The 19,040-nt window shown below is 64.0% G+C and carries 13 protein-coding genes; 11 read left to right on the top strand and 2 right to left on the bottom strand.

The features are described 5' to 3' along the window. Positions 1-114 precede the first annotated feature (114 nt). Positions 115-1,020: a LysR family transcriptional regulator gene (locus HV823_RS21685; protein ID WP_176951787.1), complete on the top strand. Its 906-nt coding sequence runs from the start codon at positions 115-117 to the stop codon at positions 1,018-1,020. Positions 1,021-1,215: 195 nt separating this feature from the next. Then, positions 1,216-2,601: an MATE family efflux transporter gene (locus tag HV823_RS21690; RefSeq protein ID WP_176951788.1), complete on the top strand. Its 1,386-nt coding sequence runs from the start codon at positions 1,216-1,218 to the stop codon at positions 2,599-2,601. A 99-nt stretch (positions 2,602-2,700) separates the two neighbouring features. Here the strand turns inward: HV823_RS21690 and carA are convergent, their stop codons facing one another. Further along, entirely contained in the window at positions 2,701-3,909 is a 1,209-nt protein-coding gene (carA, locus tag HV823_RS21695; protein ID WP_176951789.1) for a glutamine-hydrolyzing carbamoyl-phosphate synthase small subunit, read from the bottom strand. A gap of 336 nt (positions 3,910-4,245) precedes the next feature. On the opposite strand from carA, the gene HV823_RS21700 reads away from it, so the two are divergent. After that, positions 4,246-4,695 carry a GatB/YqeY domain-containing protein gene (locus HV823_RS21700; RefSeq protein WP_176951790.1) on the top strand — a complete coding sequence of 150 codons (450 nt, stop codon included), beginning with the start codon at positions 4,246-4,248 and terminating at the stop codon, positions 4,693-4,695. 174 nt (positions 4,696-4,869) lie between these two features. Here the strand turns inward: HV823_RS21700 and HV823_RS21705 are convergent, their stop codons facing one another. Further along, positions 4,870-5,736: a hypothetical protein gene (locus HV823_RS21705; protein WP_176951791.1), complete on the bottom strand. Its 867-nt coding sequence runs from the start codon at positions 5,734-5,736 to the stop codon at positions 4,870-4,872. Between the two features lie 270 nt (positions 5,737-6,006). Here HV823_RS21705 and dnaG point away from each other — a divergent pair, with 270 nt between their 5' ends. The 8 genes from dnaG to eglC all read left to right on the top strand — a co-directional run bounded on the left by dnaG (position 6,007) and on the right by eglC (position 18,890). Continuing rightward, the gene (gene dnaG, locus HV823_RS21710; protein WP_176951792.1) at positions 6,007-8,013 is read left to right on the top strand and encodes a DNA primase; all 2,007 of its coding nucleotides are present in this window, start codon (positions 6,007-6,009) and stop codon (positions 8,011-8,013) included. Between the two features lie 185 nt (positions 8,014-8,198). Then, the gene (gene recQ, locus HV823_RS21715; RefSeq protein ID WP_176951793.1) at positions 8,199-10,073 is read left to right on the top strand and encodes a DNA helicase RecQ; all 1,875 of its coding nucleotides are present in this window, start codon (positions 8,199-8,201) and stop codon (positions 10,071-10,073) included. Between the two features lie 45 nt (positions 10,074-10,118). After that, a complete protein-coding gene (locus HV823_RS21720) occupies positions 10,119-10,568 on the top strand; it encodes a GFA family protein (protein WP_176951794.1) in 450 nt (149 codons plus the stop codon). Between the two features lie 129 nt (positions 10,569-10,697). Next, positions 10,698-11,885: a glycine C-acetyltransferase gene (locus HV823_RS21725; protein ID WP_176951795.1), complete on the top strand. Its 1,188-nt coding sequence runs from the start codon at positions 10,698-10,700 to the stop codon at positions 11,883-11,885. Between the two features lie 195 nt (positions 11,886-12,080). Beyond that, positions 12,081-13,115, top strand: a complete 1,035-nt coding sequence (tdh, locus tag HV823_RS21730) for an L-threonine 3-dehydrogenase (RefSeq protein WP_176951796.1) — start codon at positions 12,081-12,083, stop codon at positions 13,113-13,115. 405 nt (positions 13,116-13,520) lie between these two features. Further along, on the top strand, positions 13,521-15,569 hold the full coding sequence (gene rpoD / locus HV823_RS21735) for an RNA polymerase sigma factor RpoD (protein WP_176951797.1): 2,049 nt from the start codon (positions 13,521-13,523) through the stop codon (positions 15,567-15,569). A 256-nt stretch (positions 15,570-15,825) separates the two neighbouring features. Then, positions 15,826-17,262 (top strand): DUF1254 domain-containing protein, encoded by a 1,437-nt coding sequence (locus HV823_RS21740; RefSeq protein ID WP_176951798.1) that lies wholly within the window; start codon positions 15,826-15,828, stop codon positions 17,260-17,262. Positions 17,263-17,492: 230 nt separating this feature from the next. Then, positions 17,493-18,890 carry an endo-1,3-1,4-beta-glycanase EglC gene (eglC, locus tag HV823_RS21745; RefSeq protein WP_176951799.1) on the top strand — a complete coding sequence of 466 codons (1,398 nt, stop codon included), beginning with the start codon at positions 17,493-17,495 and terminating at the stop codon, positions 18,888-18,890. Positions 18,891-19,040 lie beyond the last annotated feature (150 nt).

Here is a 19,040-nt window from a genome sequence, read left to right on the forward strand (position 1 = left end):
CTTTCTCCTTTTGCTTCGTCGGGCATCGCCCGCGTCGTCGAGATCCGTTCTAACGCGGATCGTTTTGTGCGATAATCTGGCCTTTGGTGAACAGCTTATACGGAATTTTGCACAATGGACGATCTGCCGCTTGGCGAACTCGATGCCTTCGTGGCCGTTGCGCGGGAGCGCAGCTTTCGTGCTGCCGCCCGCCGGCGCGGCGTATCCCCGTCGGCGTTGAGCGCCGCACTCCGGCGCCTGGAAGAGCGGCTCGGGGTGCGGCTTCTCAACCGGACCACCCGCAGCGTGACGCCGACCGATGCCGGCTTGCGGCTGATGGAGCGCCTTGCCCCCGCGCTCGGCGAGATATCGACCGCACTCGACCAGTTGGAAAGCTCGCGCGACAGCCCCGCCGGCACCGTTCGCCTGAACGTGCCGACGATCGTTGCCCGCGCCGTGTTGCCGGACATCGCCACGCGCTTTCTCAAAGCCTATCCGAAAATCACGCTCGAAATCGTGGCGGAGGACAGCTTTATCGACGTTCTTGCCGCCGGCTACGACGCCGGCATCCGCTATGACGAACGGCTGGAGCGGGACATGATCGCGATTGCGATCGGCCCCCGCCGGCAGCGCTACGTCACGGCCGCTTCGCCCTCCTATCTCGAAGGCCGGGGTGTGCCGTCGCAGCCGGAGGAACTGCTCGAGCACGAATGCATCCGCCACCGCTTCACCAGCGGCCACGCGCTGCCGTGGGAGTTCGAGCGCGACGGCCGGTCGGTGACGATCAGCCCGTCCGGCCCGCTCGTCGCCAACGCGCTCGACATGGAGCTTGCAGCCGCCATCGCCGGCCTCGGCATCGTGCACACGTTCGAGGAGGCGCTGGCGCCCGCGCTGGGTTCCGGTGCGCTTGTTCGGATACTGGAAGACTGGTCGCCGGAATTTTCCGGGCCGTTCCTCTACTATGCCGGACGCCGGCACATGCCCGCGCCGCTCCGGGCCTTCATCGATTTCGTCAAGAGCGATCGGCGCAGCACCGGCTGAGGTCTGGAAACGGATTTCTTCGTTTTGCGGCGATCTTTCAGGATTTCAGGCCGAATTTTGTCGCGAAACTTGTGAAATTCGGCGAAAAATCGTCCTGTTTCGCGCCAAATTCGCAATTTTGTTGGATGCATCAATTCTATTCGATTGATTGCAGCTGCGCGTTGTGGTCGGAAGCAGCCGAAAGGCGGACGTTCGATGCACATGACCGTAAGACGCGAAGAAAACAGTTGGGGCGCACATTTCCGGGCGACACTGGCGCTCGGCATCCCGCTGATCGGGGCGCAGCTGGCCCAGCTTGGCATCCATACGACAGATGTGGTCATTCTCGGCCGGCTGGGGGCGACGCATCTGGCTGCAATCGTGCTCGCCGGCCAGTTCTTCTTCACCATCTTCATCTTCGGCTCGGGCTTCGCCACGGCCGTCATCCCGATGGTCGCGCAGGCCTACGGGCGCGGTGACGTCGTCTCCGTCCGCCGCGCGGTGCGGATGGGGATGTGGGTGGTGCTGCTCTATTCGATCGTCACCTTCCCGCTCTTTTCCTATTCGGGCGACATCCTGCTCTTTGCCGACCAGAAGCCGGAGGTGGCCGCACTTGCGCACGAGTACCTGGCGATCGCCCATTGGGGCATGCCGCCAGCGTTGCTGTTCATGACGCTGCGCGGCCTTGTCAGTGCGCATGGCAAGGCGGGCATCATCATGACGATCACGCTCATAATCCTGGTCGTCAACGCCATCTTCGCCTATGCGCTGGTGCTTGGTCACTTCGGCCTGCCAGCACTTGGCATGAAGGGGGCGGCCTATGTCTCTGCCGGGGTGAACCTGCTGTCCTTCGTCCTGATGGTCACCTATGTGCAGAGCCGGCCCGAACTGCGCCGGTACGAGCTGTTCGTGCGCTTCTGGCGACCGGACTGGCAGGCCTTCATCGAGGTGCTGCATCTGGGGCTGCCGATCAGCCTCACCGTCATCGCGGAAGTGAGCCTCTTCACCGTGGCTTCTCTCTTGATGGGGGCGATCGGTACGATCGAGCTCGCCGCTCACGGGATCGCTCTGCAGCTTGCGTCCATCGCCTTCATGTTTCCCTATGGGCTCGCGCAGGCCGCGACCGTGCGGGTGGGCGTGGCGCACGGGCGTAACGATCATCTCGGCGTGGTACGCGCTTCGGTTGCGGTCCTCGTCATCGCCACGGCCATCGCCATCACCGGCACCACGCTTTTTGCGATCGCGCCCATGCAGCTTGCCGGCATCTTCCTCGACCGCCATTCGAGCGAGGCTGCTGCGGTGCTCGCCTATGCCGGGCCGCTCGTCATCATCGCCGGTATCTTTCAGCTGGTCGACGGGCTGCAGGCGATTGCGGCGGGCCTCCTGCGCGGCCTGAAGGATACGCGCGTGCCAATGGTGCTGGCGATGATCGCCTATTGGCCGATCGGCTTCGGGTGCGCCTTGCTCTTCGCATTCCCGCTCGGCTTCGGCGGGATCGGCGTATGGTTCGGTTTCCTCGGCGGCCTTGCGGCCGCAGCCGTGATGCTGTGCTGGCGCTACTATGCGCTGCTGCGACGGGAAGGGCAGTCCGCGGCGGCGTGAGCCGGTCCGTGGTTGGGCCTTCAAGGACAGGGTGAGCAGACGAAAAAGGCCCGGAACGCGATCAGCGTCCGGGCCTTTGTAATTCCTTGCCGTGGCAGCTTATGCCCGCTCGGGGATCGCCTCTTCGCCCTTCTTCTCGCGCACCAGGTTGATGAAGCGGCGGAAGAGGTAGTGGCTGTCCTGCGGGCCGGGCGAGGCCTCGGGGTGATGCTGGACCGAGAAGACAGGCTTGCCGGCCAGACGCAGGCCGCAGTTGGAGCCGTCGAACAGCGAGACGTGCGTTTCCTCGACGCCTTCGGGCAGGCTTTCGGAGGAGACGGCGAAGCCGTGGTTCATCGATACGATCTCCACCTTGCCGGTGGTGTGGTCCTTGACCGGATGATTGGCGCCGTGGTGGCCCTGATGCATCTTTTCGGTCTTGGCGCCGACGGCGAGGCCGAGCATCTGGTGGCCGAGGCAGATGCCGAACAGCGGGATGTCGGTCTTGATCAGGTCCTGGATGACCGGAACCGCATATTTGCCGGTTGCCGCCGGATCGCCGGGGCCGTTCGAGAGGAAGATGCCGTCCGGCTTCTGGGCCAGCACTTCTTCGGTGCTGGAGGTCGCCGGCATGACGGTGACCTTGCAGCCGAGACCTGCGAACAGGCGCAGGATGTTGCGCTTCACGCCGAAGTCGAGGGCGACGATGTTGTACTTCGCGTCGCTCTCGGCGAGATCCTCGAACCCTTCGTTCCAGACCCAGGGCTCCTGGCTCCAGCGCGAGGACTGGCCGGACGATGCGACCTTGGCGAGGTCGAGGCCTTCCAGCCCGCTCCAGGCCTTTGCTTCGGCTTTCAGCGTCTCGATGTCGAAGACGCCGGCGGGGTCATGGGCAATGACGGCATTGGGTGCGCCGTGTTCGCGGATCCATGCGGTGAGCGCGCGGGTGTCGATGCCGCACAGTCCGATGATGCCGCGCGCCTTCAGCCACTGGTCCAGGTGCTTGGCGGCACGGTAGTTCGAGGGATCGGTGATATCGGCCTTGAAGATCACGCCGACGGCGCCGTGGCGGGCGGCGGGCGTCAGGTCCTCGATGTCTTCGTCGTTGGTGCCGACATTGCCGATGTGGGGGAAGGTGAAGGTGACGATCTGGCCGAGATAGGAGGGGTCGGTGAGGATTTCCTCATAGCCGGTCAGAGCCGTGTTGAAGCAGACCTCGGCCTGAACCTTTCCGGTTGCGCCGATGCCCCTGCCTTCGATCACGGTGCCATCGGCGAGAACGAGCAGCGCGGTCGGCTTTTCGGTGGTCCAGGGGGCAGTCGAGGTCATGGTCATCCCTTTTCCGGCGCGCCTTGCCGTCCGCCTTGAAAGGCGATGGGTCAGCCGCCATTTAATGTCGCAAACGTGGGCGCGCGGAGGTTCCGCGGCAAGGCCACCACATGCAAATTTCGTGCAGGTGCCGGAAAATAGACAAAGCACATGGCCGGGTCAACCGGAACGCTGTGGATTGGCCGGATTTATAGTCCGGCTAAATCAAGGTGTTAAGTAATCAATTTGATTGCAATGGCCTTGCCGGTCTATGAGAGCGCACGAAGAAACGTAAAAACATCGACGTCATCCGATCCGCCCCGGCCGGCGGCGGGGACGTCTGTCGGAGTAAGGACAATGCGCGAGCAACTCGCAGAATGCCTCAAGGATTCGCTGAAGAACAAGGATACGCGCCGAACATCGACGGTGCGGCTGATCCAGGCCGCGATCAAGGATCGCGACATCGCCAACCGCGGAGCCGGCAAGGATCCCGTCGATGACGACGGTATCCGCCAGATCCTGGCGAAGATGATCAAGCAGCGCGAGGAATCGGCGCGGATCTACGAAGAGAACGGCCGTCCCGAGCTTGCCGCGCACGAGCGCGAGGAAATCACCGTGATCAACGGCTTCCTGCCGGAGCAACTGCCCGAGGACAAGGTCAGGTCGCTCTGTGCCGACGTCGTGCGCGACACCGGCGCACAGGGGCTGCGCGACATGGGCAAGTGCATGAACGCCCTGAAGGAGCGCTATCCCGGGCAGATGGATTTCGCCAAGGCGTCCGGTGTCGTGAAGGATCTGCTGAAATAGGTTCAGTCGGTGCTTAGACGGAAGAATAGAACGCCGCGGCCTCGCCCGCGGCGTTGTCCGTCGTGCCTGCCTGCATCCATCTGGCGCATTGCCGGTGAAAGCGGCATTACCGGCCTTCGTCGGTCTTTCGGCAATTTGGGACGCAAAACCGCTTCGCGCCTTGCGGGAATTGCTCTAGCCGCCCGCCACTTCCTCGAAGGCTACGTCCACCAGCGCATGCTTGGCCGCCTGGTAACGGCTGTAGTCCTGCAGAAGCCGGTGCGAGATCCAGACCGCGCTTTCGCCGCGGCTGCCGCTCCAGCCGATATCGCCGGCTTCCGCCGCCTTGTTGAAAAGGCGCATGACATGGGTGCGGGAGATCGAGAACCGGCGAGCGACCTCGTTGATGGAAAGGGTGCCGGCGGCGATCCGCTCAGCCTGAAGGCCCACGCCGTCCTCGCCGGGTTCGACCGCGCCGATCAAGAGATCCATGAGCAGGCCGCCGAAGTTGGCCCAGGTGAACAGGTTGAAGGTCGCTCCCTGGTACCGGACCTCTTTGTCGGTGAGAATGCGCCGGGTGATGCGCGGCTGCAGCCGGTAGAGCAGCGACGGATCGGCCCCGTAGGTTTCGGCCCTCCTGCCGCCGTCGAAGCTGTCGAGGCAGCCCAAGTGGAGTTCCAGCCATTGCGACATCGCCTGTTCCGGAAGGTCGCTCGGCATCAAGGGCTTGCGCCGGCGGTCCTCCTGGCCTGGTGCGACATGGATGAAGCCATGCCCCAGAAGTTCCTGAATGAAGTCCGCCGCGGTGTTCTTGCTGGCAACGGCGTGCTCCTGCACCACGCTGATGAAGCGCGCCGCGTAGAGGCCGCTTGCGGCGTCGTCGGGATCATGCGAGCAGGCGAGCGCAAAGGCGGCATGGCTCATCAGCCAGCGCTGCTGGGAGGAGAAGAGCCCGCCGAGCGCCGGGTTCTCGTCGTAGATCGCCAGAAGCACCCTCGTGCCGTGCCGGAAGGAGAAGAAGAAACGGGGATCGGCGAGAAGCGAGGCGGAATCGATCGACATGTCATTTCCCGACAGCGAATTGTCCCTCTCATTGGCAATGATGGCTCCTGACTGTCAATTTCGAACTTAATTCAAATTGTCGTGTATGTGCAGCCATCCGCGAGGGGGATTTCCCGGACCTTTCTGCAGCGCCGGGGCGCTCCGCCGACTTGTCCCCTGTTGAATGCGCCTCGCATCCTCTTTAATGCCTGCCGATGATGGTACCTGCCTGCGGCCATCGCTATAGTGGCGGGCTCGCCTGATCGGAGGCGACGGAGACGACGTTTCAAGATGCGCTTTTCCCCTTCTTTCCTCGACGAAGTACGCGATCGCGTGCCGATATCGGCCGTGGTGGGACGGCGCGTCACCTGGGACAAGAAGAAGACCAACGTCTCGCGCGGCGACTACTGGGCCTGCTGCCCGTTCCATGGCGAGAAATCGCCGAGCTTTCACTGCGAGGATCGCAAGGGGCGTTATCACTGCTTCGGTTGCGGCGTTTCCGGCGACCATTTTCGTTTCTTGAGCGAACTGGAGGGGCTGAGCTTCCCGGAGGCCGTGCAGCAGCTTGCCGACATGGCCGGGATGGCGATGCCACAGCCCGACGCCCAGGCCGAACGGCGGGAGAAGGAGCGCACCTCGCTTCTCGATGTGATGGAGATGGCGACGGCCTTCTTCCAGGACCAGTTGCAATCGGCAGCCGGAGCGCGTGCGCGCGCCTATCTGCGCGACCGCGGGCTGACCGGCCGCACGATAGAGACGTTCCGGCTCGGCTATGCTCCCGAGGGGCGCAACGTTCTGAAGGAGCACCTGGCGGGAAAGGGCGTTCCCAAGGAGCAGATAGAGGCCTGCGGGCTCGTGGTGCACGGGCCGGAGATCCCGGTCTCCTATGATCGCTTTCGCGACCGCATCATGTTTCCGATCCTGTCGTCGCGCGAGAAGGTGATTGCGTTCGGCGGACGGGCCATGTCGCCGGATGCACCGGCGAAGTACCTCAACTCCAACGAGACCGAGCTCTTCCACAAGGGCAACGTGCTCTACAATTTCGCCCGCGCGCGCAAGTCCGCGCAGGGCGGGGGACGCGGTGCCGCAGGCGACGACGGTGCGAATGCGACGGTGATCGCAGTCGAAGGCTATATGGATGTGATCGCGCTGCACCAGGCAGGCATCGAGAACGCGGTCGCCCCCCTCGGTACCGCGCTGACGGAGAGCCAGCTCGAGCTTCTGTGGAAGATGACGCCCCAGCCGGTGCTCTGCTTCGACGGCGACGGTGCTGGCATCCGTGCCGCCAATCGTGCCGCCGAGCTGGCACTGCCGCATATCAAGCCCGGGCGCACGGTCCGTTTCGCGCTTCTGCCCGACGGCAAGGATCCGGACGACCTCGTCCGCCAAGAGGGGCGCGCGCCGTTCGACAAGGTGCTTGCCGGCGCAAAGCCGCTGGCGGAGATGATCTGGTTGCGCGAAGTCGGCGGCGGCAGCTACGACACGCCCGAGAGCCGGGCGGAACTGGAAGCGCGGTTGCGACAGCTCGTGTCCATCATTGCCGACGAGAACGTGCGCCGCCATTACCAGCAGGACGTGCGAGACCGCCTCAACGCCTTCTTCCAGCCGGCGGGCCGGCAGGGCGGCGAGCGGCGCAGCTTCGGCGCACGACAGGGGCGGCGGCAGGAGGGCGGCCGCAACGCCGTTGCCGGCAGTCAGTCGTCAACGCCGGCGACGATATCCGACCGGCTGGCGCAATCGACGCTCGTGCGCGGCGCGCAGGCGCTGCCGGCGCTTCGCGAGAGCGTTCTGGCGCTGACGATCGTCAATCAGCCGCAGCTTCTGTTCGAGGAGTATGACGAGGTCTCCGCCATCGAGTTCGACAACCGCGACCTGCAGCGCTTCTGGTCGGCCGTGCTCGGGATCGCCGCCGGCATGGGCGAGCGGCTGTCGCGGGAACGGCTGGTGGAGGAACTGGGGGCGGCCGGGTTCGAACCGATGCTGAAGATGCTCGACCAGCAGATCCGGAATTCCCGCCTGTGGATCGCGACGCAGGAGGCAGCACCCGCCGATGCCCGTGAGGCATTCCTGCAGGCGCTTGCGCTGCACAAGCGCACCCGCGCGCTTCTGTGGCAGCGGCGCGAGCTGGAGCGGGAACTCGCCGAGGCGACCGAGGAGGGCGACGGCGAGCGCGCCTACCAGATCACCCGCGCGCTGCAAGAGGTGCAGATGGAAACCAAACGGCTGGAGAACCAGGAAGCGATCATCGACGGCTTCGGCGTCATGTCCGGCCGGGTGAAGGGGCCCGCGAAGGGGTAGGGCAAGCTTGCGCCGCCGTTCACGTTCTGCGTGAACGTTTCGGCAAAGCAGAGTCGTTTCAAGGTCTTGCCCGCAAGATATGAAGCATCGCCATCAGTCGCAGAGGATCGCGCATGCGGCGGCTGCGGCTTGCATCTTGGGGCGGGGTGGCCATGATGCGCCGACGATTCCCTGAAAGAGGCCCGATGCCGCATCCAGAACGACAGGACCCGCCCTTTTCCACCGACAGGCTCTTCGAGAACGCGCGGCGCCCCCTCGAAGTCCTCAAGCGCGTCTACGGCTATGATGCCTTTCGCGGCAAGCAGCAGGCGGTGGTCGAGCACGTGACGGATGGCGGCGACGCGGTCATGCTCTTTCCGACGGGTGCGGGAAAGTCCCTGTGCTTCCAGATTCCGGCGCTCTGCCGGGAAGGGGTCGGCATCGTCGTGTCGCCGCTGATCGCGCTGATGCGTGACCAGGTCGAGGCGCTGAAGCAGCTCGGCGTTCGCGCCGCCGCACTCAATTCCTCACTGTCGCGCGAGGAGGCCGCAGCCCTCATGCGCGCGGTGCGCGCGGGCGAGCTGGATCTTCTGTACGTCACCCCCGAGCGTATCGTGACGGACAGTTTTGCCGAACTGATCGGCCATGCACGGATCGCGCTGTTTGCGATCGACGAGGCGCACTGCGTCTCCCAGTGGGGGCATGATTTCCGCCCGGAATATCGCACGCTCGACCGGCTGGCCGAACGCTATCCCGGCGTGCCGCGGATCGCGCTGACGGCAACGGCCGATCCGCATACGCGCGACGATATCATCGAGCGGCTGTCGCTTCAGCAGGCGCGGGTGTTCACCACGTCGTTCGACCGGCCGAACATCTCCTACGATATCGTCGAGCGCGACCAGCCGCGCCAGCAGCTGTTGCGCTTTTTGTCGCGCCACAGAGGCGCGAGCGGCATCGTCTACTGCCTGTCGCGGGCCAAGGTGGAGGATACGGCCGCGTGGCTGGACGGGCAGGGGATCCGGGCGCTGCCCTATCACGCCGGTCTCGACAGGGCCGTGCGCGACGCCAATCAGGACGCCTTCCTGAAGGAGGAAAACCTCTGCCTCGTCGCCACCGTTGCCTTCGGCATGGGGATCGACAAGCCGGACGTACGCTACGTGGCCCATCTCGACCTGCCCGGCTCCGTCGAGGCCTACTACCAGGAGACGGGCCGCGCCGGGCGTGACGGCCAGCCTTCCGAGGTGTGGATGGCCTACGGAATGGCCGACGTGTTGCAGCGCCGGCGCATGATCGACGAGGGGGAGGCTGCCGAAGAGGTCAAGCGCGTCGAGCGGGCGAAGCTGAACGCGCTGCTTGCGATCTGCGAGACCGCTTCCTGCCGGCGGCAGGCGATCCTCGCCCATTTCGGCGAAACGCATCCAGGTGGATGCGGCAATTGCGATACCTGCCGCAATCCCGTCGAGACCTGGGACGGTACGGAGGCGGCGATCAAGGCGCTCGCCGCCGTCTATCGCACCGGCGAACGCTTCGGCTCCGGACACGTCATCGACGTGCTGCTGGGCACCGTCAACGAGAAGACTGAGCGTTTCGGCCATGTCGACATGCCGGTGTTCGGGGCGGGCAAGGACCTGCCCGGCCGTACCTGGCAGTCGGTGTTCCGGCAGCTTCTCGCCGCCGGGCTCATCCGCATCGATCATGCGGCCTTCGGCGCGATGAAGCTTGAGCCGGAATCCCGCACTGTCTTCCGCCGTGAGCGCGAGGTGCGCTTCCGCAAGGATCGCCCAATGTCGGGCAGGGCCGCGAAGGGGCAGAAGTCGGCTGCCGCGCGCGAGCGTCACGATCTCGCCGGTTCGGATCGGGAGCTTTTCGAACGCCTGCGCGCCGAACGCCTTTCGATCGCCAAGGACCTGGACGTTCCGCCCTATGTGGTCTTTCCCGACGCGACCCTGATCGCGCTTGCGAAGGAACGGCCGCAGGACTGGGACGAACTGCTGGATATTCCCGGCATCGGCCAGAGCAAGCGCGAGCGCTTCGGCAAGGCGTTCCTGGCCGTGATCGAGGACTACGCCGAACTCGAATGAGGAGGCCTGGCGGAGCGTGCGTCGGGCAGCAAGGGAGGAGAGCAGATGACGGACTGGAAACTGCCGTGGCACGGTGCCTGCCGATGCGGGCGCGTGAAGCTGAAGGTAACGGCACCGCCTCTGCTGACCATGGCCTGCCATTGCACCGGCTGCCAGCGGATGTCGGGCAGCGCCTATTCGCTCAGTGCCGCCATCCCGACCGAGGGATTTGCCGTGACGGAGGGCGAGCCGGTGGTCGCCGGCGCGAACGCCGAAGCCGGCCATCATTTCTGCCCGGACTGCATGACCTGGATGTTCACGCGACCGAACGGGATCGATTTCTTCGTCAACCTGCGGCCGACCATGCTGCAGGACACGCACTGGTTCACGCCGTTCATCGAGACCTATACGAGCGAGAAGCTCGCCTGGGCCGAGACGCCGGCGGTGCACAGCTTCGAGCGCTTTCCGCCCTTCGAGGCCTATGAAGGGCTAGTGGCCGAGTTTGCGGCCCGCTGACGGCGGGCTTTGGCGAGAATAACGCCGCGCTCCGGTGCCAAGCCGCCACCTCGCCGCGGGGACAGATGTGGCCATCCGTGCTACATCTTTCGCCGACCGGGTTTCGCTTCCTACCTGCAAGGGTTTCCCATGAGCTCGACATTCCTCTCCCACCTGCGCACCGAACTCGAAGGTCTCAAGGCCGTCGGCCTCTACAAGTCGGAGCGCGTCATCACCTCCAAGCAGGCCGGCACGATCGAGGTGGCGTCCGGCGGGCGCGTCCTGAACTTCTGCGCCAACAACTATCTGGGACTTGCCGATAGCGAGGAACTGGCGGAGGCCGCCAAGCAGGCGCTCGACCGCTACGGCTACGGCATGGCGTCGGTGCGCTTCATCTGCGGCACGCAGGAGGAGCACAAGCAACTGGAGGCGCGGATCTCGGCCTTCCTCGGCATGGAGGACACGATCCTCTATTCGTCCTGCTTCGATGCCAATGGCGGTCTGTTCGAGACGCTTCTGTCCGAGGAGGACGCGATCATCTCGGATGCGCTCAACCATGCCTCGATCATCGACGGCGTGCGGCTCTCCAAGGCCAGGCGCTTCCGCTACGCCAACAACGACATGAAGGCGCTGGAAGAGGAGCTGAAGAAGGCCGAAGGCAGCCGTTTCAAGCTGATCGCCACCGACGGCGTATTTTCCATGGATGGCATCATCGCCAATCTAAAGGGCGTCTGCGACCTGGCCGAAAAGTACGGCGCGATGGTGATGGTCGACGACAGCCATGCGGTCGGCTTCGTGGGCAGGCACGGCCGCGGCTCGGCCGAGCACTGCGGCGTCGAGGGGCGGATCGACATCATCACCGGTACGCTCGGCAAGGCGCTGGGCGGCGCGTCAGGCGGCTATACGTCCGCCAGCGCCGAGGTGGTCGACTGGCTGCGCCAGCGCTCGCGGCCCTATCTCTTCTCCAACACGCTGGCGCCGGTGATCGCGGCCGCCTCGCTGAAGGTGTTCGACCTGATCGAGAACGGCGACGCCCTGCGTGCCCGGCTCGCCGCCAACGCCGACCTCTTCCGTTCCGAGATGACAAGGCTCGGCTTCACGCTTGCGGGCGAGGGGCATCCGATTATCCCGGTGATGCTGGGGGATGCGGCACTCGCCCAGGAGATGGCGGCGCGTATGCTGGAAAAGGGTGTCTACGTGATCGGCTTCTCCTTCCCCGTCGTGCCCAAGGGGCAGGCCCGCATCCGCACGCAGATGTCGGCGGCGCATTGCCGGGCGGACGTGGAAAAGGCGATCGCGGTGTTTGCGGAAGTGGGACGTGAGCTGGGGGTGATCTGATGCGGGGCAAGTGGACAATTGTCGCGTTGCCTCTCACCCTAGCCCTCTCCCTGCAGGCGGGAAGAGAGGACGTGCCAGGCGCGGCCGTCGGAGTGGAGGAAGGACGTGCGGCGGTCGTCCTTCTCCCCGCTTGCGGGGAGAAGGTGCCGGCAGGCGGATGAGGGGCTCTGTGGAGGCAGACATGAGGAGCAAGCCATGACCAACATGATGCGCGCGCTGGTCAAGTCGAAACCCGAAGTCGGGCTCTGGATGGAGAACGTGCCGGTGCCGGAGCCGGGGCCGAGCGACGTGCTGATCCGGGTGAAGAAGTCGGCGATCTGCGGCACCGACGTGCACATCTGGAACTGGGACCACTGGGCGCAGAAGACGATTCCCGTGCCGATGGTGGTCGGCCACGAATTCGTCGGCGAGATCGCCGAGGTCGGCTCGGCGGTGACGAAGTATCACGTCGGTGAACGGGTCTCGGGCGAGGGGCACATCGTCTGCGGCAAGTGCCGCAACTGCCGCGCCGGACGCGGGCACCTCTGCCACTACACCAAGGGCGTCGGCGTCAACCGGCCGGGCTCGTTCGGCGAGTTCGTCTGCATCCCCGAGCACAATGTCGTTCCGATCCCGCCGGAAGTGCCGGACGAGGTGGCGGCGATCTTCGATCCGTTCGGCAATGCGGTGCACACCGCCCTGTCCTTCGATCTGGTGGGCGAGGACGTGCTCGTCACCGGCGCCGGCCCGATCGGCATCATGGGGGCGATGGTGGCCAGGCGCGTCGGCGCCCGCAAGGTTGTCATCACCGACATCAACCCGGTGCGGCTCGAACTCGCCCGCAAGGTCGGGATCGAACATGTGGTGGACGCCTCGAAGGAGGACCTGAACGAGGTGATGGCTGCGATCGGCATGACGGAGGGTTTCGACGTCGGGCTGGAGATGTCTGGCGCGCCGCCGGCCTTCCGCTCGATGATCGACGCGATGAACAACGGCGGCAAGATCGCCATCTTAGGGATCGCGCCCGATGGCTTCGGCATCGACTGGAACAAGGTGATCTTCAAGATGCTGACCCTGAAGGGCATTTACGGGCGCGAGATGTTCGAGACCTGGTACAAGATGATCGCCTTCGTCCAGGGCGGGCTCGACCTCTCGCCGATCATCACCCACCGCCTCGGTATCGACCAGTTCCGGGACGGTTTCGAGGCGATGCGCTCCGGCAATTCCGGCAAGGTGGTGATGGACTGGTGAGGCGCAAGGAGGGATGGGGCGAATCAGGAACGCGCGCAGCCCTTGTCTTTTGCGCGACCATGCCTACATCTTGGCCAACACCCGCAACCGGCGCGCCTGACGTTGAAGACCCGAATCAAAGGGTTTTCGGGGTTTTTTGGCGGAAAAGCTTGACGGAGCCGAAAAATCTGGGAATCACCATTTCTGGCAAGGGCGAGATGGGTACGGCGGATCGGGAAGTCATGTCAATCATGCTGCACAGGCAGTATGTCCTCGGCCTACGACGGCGAGGCGTGGTTAATCAGGATTTAAGTTTCATTCCGTTAGGTCACTGAAACGAATTGGCATGGCGCCGAGGCTTCGGGCGGGCGCTTGCACGGTACCGGACGGCACTGAAACTGGATACTCCAGGAAAGCGAAGACTAAATGGCAACTAAGGTCAAAGAAAACGAAGAAGCCGAAACCGAACGCGAAGGTGCACCGGACGGCCCGCTTCTGGACCTTTCCGATGATGCCGTCAAGAAGATGATCAAGGCCGCCAAGAAGCGCGGCTATGTCACCATGGACGAGCTGAACTCGGTGCTGCCTTCGGAGGAAGTGACCTCCGAGCAGATCGAGGACACCATGTCGATGCTCTCCGACATGGGCATCAACGTCATCGAGGACGAGGACGCGGAAGAAGCCCAGGGCGAAGACGACAGCGACGACGATAACGAAAGCGAAGGCGGCGAACTGGCTCCCTCGGGCGGCACCGCGCTTGCGACCGCCAAGAAGAAAGAGCCGACCGACCGCACCGACGATCCGGTTCGCATGTACCTGCGCGAGATGGGCTCGGTGGAGCTTCTGTCGCGCGAGGGCGAAATCGCGATCGCCAAGCGCATCGAAGCCGGCCGCGAGACGATGATCGCCGGCCTCTGTGAAAGCCCGCTGACGTTCCAGGCCATCATCATCTGGCGGGATGAACTCAACGAAGGCCAGACGCTTTTGCGCGAGATCATCGACCTCGAGACGACCTATTCCGGTCCCGAGGCGAAGGCGGCCCCGCAGTTCCAGAGCCCCGAGAAGATCGAGGCCGACCGCAAGGCGGCCGAGGAAAAGGAAAAGGCCAGGAAGGCGCGTTCGCCGGCCAATGACGACGACATCACCAATGTCGGCGGCGACATGCCCACGCCTGAGGAAGAGGAAGAGGACGACGACGAGTCCAACCTCTCGCTCGCCGCCATGGAAGCGGAACTGCGCCCGCAGGTCATGGAGACCCTGGACACAATCGCCGAGACCTACAAGAAGCTGCGCAAGCTTCAGGACCAGCAGGTGGAAGCCCGCCTGCAGGCAACCGGCACGCTGTCTCCTGCCCAGGAGCGCCGCTACAAGGAACTGAAGGACGAGCTGATCACGGCCGTGAAGTCGCTGTCGCTCAACCAGAACCGCGTCGACAGCCTCGTCGAGCAGCTTTACGACATCTCCAAGCGGCTGATGCAGAACGAGGGCCGGCTGCTGCGGCTTGCTGAAAGCTATGGCGTCAAGCGCGATTCGTTCCTGGAGCAGTATTCCGGGGCCGAACTCGATCCGAACTGGATGAAGTCGATCGGCAACCTGGCCGCCAAGGGCTGGAAGGAATTCGCAAGGGCCGAAAACGCCACGATCCGCGACATCCGCCAGGAGATCCAGAACCTCGCGACGGAAACGGGCATCTCGATCGCCGAATTCCGGCGCATCGTATCCATGGTGCAGAAGGGCGAGCGCGAAGCGCGTATCGCCAAGAAGGAGATGGTGGAAGCCAACCTCCGCCTCGTGATCTCGATCGCCAAGAAGTATACGAACCGCGGCCTGCAGTTCCTGGACCTCATCCAGGAAGGCAATATCGGCCTGATGAAGGCGGTCGACAAGTTCGAGTATCGTCGCGGCTACAAGTTCTCGACCTATGCGACATGGTGGATCCGGCAGGCGATCACCCGTTCGATCGCCGACCAGGCGCGCACCATCCGCATTCCGGTGCACATGATCGAAACGATCAACAAGATCGTCCGCACCTCGCGCCAGATGCTGCACGAGATCGGCCGCGAGCCGACGCCGGAAGAACTGGCCGAGAAGCTCGCCATGCCGCTCGAGAAGGTCCGCAAGGTCCTGAAGATCGCCAAGGAGCCGATTTCGCTCGAAACCCCGGTGGGTGACGAAGAGGATTCGCATCTCGGTGACTTTATCGAGGACAAGAACGCGCTTCTGCCGATCGACGCCGCCATCCAGGCGAACCTGCGCGAGACGACGACCCGCGTTCTGGCCTCGCTGACGCCGCGCGAGGAACGCGTTCTGCGCATGCGCTTCGGCATCGGCATGAACACCGACCACACGCTCGAAGAGGTCGGCCAGCAGTTCTCGGTGACCCGCGAACGTATCCGCCAGATCGAGGCCAAGGCGCTGCGCAAGCTGAAGCACCCGAGCCGCTCCCGCAAGCTGAGAAGCTTCCTGGATAGCTGAGCGAATAAGCATCTGGAAACATCGAAGGGGTCTGGCCTAGGGTCAGGCCCCTTTTTCGTGCGGTCCTCTTGTCGATAGCCGGACCTGTGCGCCTACGCCGGATGGTGTAGCCGCCATCCTTCGGATGGGCATGTCACGCCTAAGCCTTCTTGCGGATGGTCAGGCCGAGACGGGCGCCTACATGGGAAAACACACGTTTTACACGTGGCGCTGAAGGCGGGACCCGCGGCGCACGATAACCCCGGGGGAAGTTTCGATGAAGATTTCGCGCCGCGCCGTCTCTTTGAGCGGATTGGGCCTGCTCGCAGCAGGCGCAATGCCTGCCCATGCCTTTGACCTGCCGATCGTCGATCCTTTCGAGGGGGAGGGCGATTTCTGGACGGCGGTCGAGGCGTATGTCTATGGCTATCCGCTGGTGACAATGGAGATGACGCGCCGCGTCGTCACCAACGTCGCCAAGCCCGAGGGCAGCAAGGGGCCGATGGGGCACCTGATCAAGCTGCGCGAATATCCGGATGCATCGTTCACCGACGTGACCGCGCCGAACGCCGACACGCTCTATACGACGGCCTTCGTCGACGTCGGCAAGGAACCGTGGGTGCTGTCTATCCCCGAGATGGAGGGTGATCGCTACTACCTGTTTCCGATGCTCGACGGCTGGACGACGGTGTTCCAGGTGCCGGGGTCGCGCACGACCGGCCAAAAGGCGCAGACCTACGCCATCACCGGGCCCGGCTGGGAGGGCAAACTGCCCGACGGCATCACGGAGTACAAGTCGCCGACGAGCCTCGTCTGGATCCTCGGACGCATCTATTGCACGGGCACGCCGGAGGACTACAAGAAGGTGCATGCGATCCAGGACGAGTGCCAGCTCTACCCGCTCAGCGCCCACGGCAAGTCCTGGACGCCGCCGGAAGGCAAGGTCGATCCCAGCATCGACATGAAGACGGCGGTGCGCGATCAGGTCAACCGCATGGATGCGGTCGAGTACTTCACGCTTTTGAGCGAACTGATGAAGACCAATCCGCCGACGGATGCGGATGCCGAGATGGTCGAGAAGATGGCGCAGGTTGGCATCGTTCCGGGCAAAGACTTCGACAAGAGCAAGCTCGATACCCGCTTCGTCCGGCACATCCCCGAGATCGCTTTCGGGCGGATCATGCTGCACTTCAAGTTTTCCGACGGCGACGTCAAGAACGTCAACGGCTGGGGCTTTACCACCAGGACCGGCGTCTACGGCACGGAATACCTGCAGCGCGCGCTGGTCACGGCCATCGGTCTCGGCGCGAACCGGCCGCAGGACGCGGTCTATCCGACGTCCACGCGGGTGAAGGAGGGGCTGTTCGGCCGCGCCTACGACGGGGCGTACGACTATGTGCTGACCTTTTCCAAGGGGCAGATGCCGCCGGTGCGCGGCTTCTGGTCGATCACCATGTACAACGAGAAGTACTTCTTCGTCGCAAACCCGATCAACCGCTATTCGATCAGCGCGCGCCAGGACCTGAAGGTCAATCCGGATGGATCGACCGACATCTACATTCAGAACGCCTCACCCGGGCCGGACAAGGAAAGCAACTGGCTGCCCGCGCCGAAGGGCAAGTTTATCCTGATGATGCGGCTCTACTGGCCGGACGACAGCCCGCCCTCGATCATCGACGGTTCCTGGGTGATCCCACCGGTGCGCAAGGCTTAAGGCGCGGTATCATGCCGGGGCGTGGCTTCTGGCTCGCGCCCCGCTCATCCGGCGCTTGCCTTCGGTTGCGGACATGTACGGGAAGTCACCACCGTAGACCGGTTTTTCGCGCGCCGCGTTAACCTTTTATGTGCGATAACGTACATTTGTTGCGATGCAGCACTTGGGGGCGCAACGCTGCGCTGCTAGGCTGATGGTGCTGGGGCTTTGCCTGGAAACGGAGAAGCCCAATGAGTTCAAGCGTCCTCAACGCCCTTGGAAAACCGCTCTACTACAGCGCGCCCTCGACCGCGTGGTTTTCCGCGGTCGGCGCCGGGCCGATCCTGAACGGCACGACCGGCAACGATTCGTTCTGGGGCAACGCGGGCGTCGAAATTGCGATGGCCGGCGGGGCAGGCGACGACATCTATTATCTCTATTCGCCGGAGAACATCGCCTCGGAAGCATCGGGCGAGGGGATCGATACGATCTCCACCTGGATGAGCTACAGGCTGCCGGCGAACTTCGAAAACCTGACGGTCACCGGCCACGGCCGCTATGCCTTCGGCAACAGCGCGGACAACATCATTTCCGGCGGCCCCGGCGCGCAGACGCTTTACGGCGGTCGTGGCAACGATGTGCTGATCGGCGGTGGCGGGGCCGATATCTTCCTGATCGAGAAGGGGACGGGCAGCAAGCTGATCGCCGATTTCGGCGGCGACGACACCGTGCGCCTGAAGGGCTACGGCATTACCTCGTTCGAGCAGGTGCAGGCGCGCCTGACGCAGAAGGGCGACAACCTGCAACTCGATCTCGGTGGAGGCGAAAAGCTGGTCTTTGCGGGTATAACCGCCGAACAGCTGGGCGCTGGCCAGTTCGATCTCGCCATCGACAAGTCGAACATGACCCGCAGCTTCTTCGACAATTTCTCCACGCTCTGGCTCCACAACGAAAAAAGCGGAATATGGGATGCCAGGTTTCCCTGGACGCCGGAGAGCGGCGGAACGCTGCACACCAACGGGGAACTGCAGTGGTACGTCAACCCGGCCCACGAGCCGACGCGGTCACTCAACCCTTTTTCGGTACAGAACGGCATCCTGACGATCTCGGCGGAGCGGACACCGGAGGAGATGAAGCAGGCGGTTGGTGGCTACGACTATACCTCCGGCATCCTCACCACCCATTCCTCGTTCCAGCAGACCTACGGCTACTTCGAAATCCGCGCGGACATGCCGGACGACCGCGGCGCCTGGCCGGCGTTCTGGCTTCTGCCGGCGGACGGGAAATGGCCGCCGGAACTGGACGTGGTGGAGATGCGCGGCCAGGAGCCGCAGACGATCCACACGACGGTGCATTCCATGGAGACCGGCTCGCGCACGAGCGAGACGACTGCGACGCACATGCCTTCCACCGATGGATTTCACAATTACGGCCTGCTATGGACCGAGGACGAACTGGTCTGGTATTTCGACGACGTCCAGATTGCGCGGGCGAAGACGCCGGCGGACATGCACGATCCGATGTACATGGTCGTCAACCTCGCCGTCGGCGGCACGGCAGGACAGCCATCCGGCGACTTCGACGACGGCGCGCAGATGAAGATCGACTATGTGCGCGCCTATGCCCTCGACGACGACTGGATCCTGTAGGCCGGCGTTCCTAAATAAATGTGGCATCCGCGGCGGGGTCGTTTGACGCGCGGCGCCGTCGTCGGCAAGACTGGCCGGGATTTATAGTTGAACTTCGCCGAAAGCGGGAACGCCCGGACCGGCAGTCGTCGTGAAAGCAGTTGTGCCGGA

This window comes from Mycoplana rhizolycopersici (genome assembly GCF_013378445.1).
Classification (GTDB): domain Bacteria; phylum Pseudomonadota; class Alphaproteobacteria; order Rhizobiales; family Rhizobiaceae; genus Mycoplana; species Mycoplana rhizolycopersici.

What these genes read in the sequence shown, in the direction of transcription:
- rpoD (WP_176951797.1), top strand. Translation starts at nt 13,521, where the DNA reads ATGGCAACTAAGGTCAAAGAAAACGAAGAAGCCGAAACCGAACGCGAA.
- HV823_RS21705 (WP_176951791.1), bottom strand. Translation starts at nt 5,736, where the DNA reads ATGTCGATCGATTCCGCCTCGCTTCTCGCCGATCCCCGTTTCTTCTTC.
- carA (WP_176951789.1), bottom strand. Translation starts at nt 3,909, where the DNA reads ATGACCTCGACTGCCCCCTGGACCACCGAAAAGCCGACCGCGCTGCTC.
- eglC (WP_176951799.1), top strand. Translation starts at nt 17,493, where the DNA reads ATGAGTTCAAGCGTCCTCAACGCCCTTGGAAAACCGCTCTACTACAGC.
- HV823_RS21740 (WP_176951798.1), top strand. Translation starts at nt 15,826, where the DNA reads ATGAAGATTTCGCGCCGCGCCGTCTCTTTGAGCGGATTGGGCCTGCTC.
- tdh (WP_176951796.1), top strand. Translation starts at nt 12,081, where the DNA reads ATGACCAACATGATGCGCGCGCTGGTCAAGTCGAAACCCGAAGTCGGG.
- HV823_RS21725 (WP_176951795.1), top strand. Translation starts at nt 10,698, where the DNA reads ATGAGCTCGACATTCCTCTCCCACCTGCGCACCGAACTCGAAGGTCTC.
- HV823_RS21685 (WP_176951787.1), top strand. Translation starts at nt 115, where the DNA reads ATGGACGATCTGCCGCTTGGCGAACTCGATGCCTTCGTGGCCGTTGCG.
- HV823_RS21700 (WP_176951790.1), top strand. Translation starts at nt 4,246, where the DNA reads ATGCGCGAGCAACTCGCAGAATGCCTCAAGGATTCGCTGAAGAACAAG.
- recQ (WP_176951793.1), top strand. Translation starts at nt 8,199, where the DNA reads ATGCCGCATCCAGAACGACAGGACCCGCCCTTTTCCACCGACAGGCTC.
- HV823_RS21690 (WP_176951788.1), top strand. Translation starts at nt 1,216, where the DNA reads ATGCACATGACCGTAAGACGCGAAGAAAACAGTTGGGGCGCACATTTC.
- HV823_RS21720 (WP_176951794.1), top strand. Translation starts at nt 10,119, where the DNA reads ATGACGGACTGGAAACTGCCGTGGCACGGTGCCTGCCGATGCGGGCGC.
- dnaG (WP_176951792.1), top strand. Translation starts at nt 6,007, where the DNA reads ATGCGCTTTTCCCCTTCTTTCCTCGACGAAGTACGCGATCGCGTGCCG.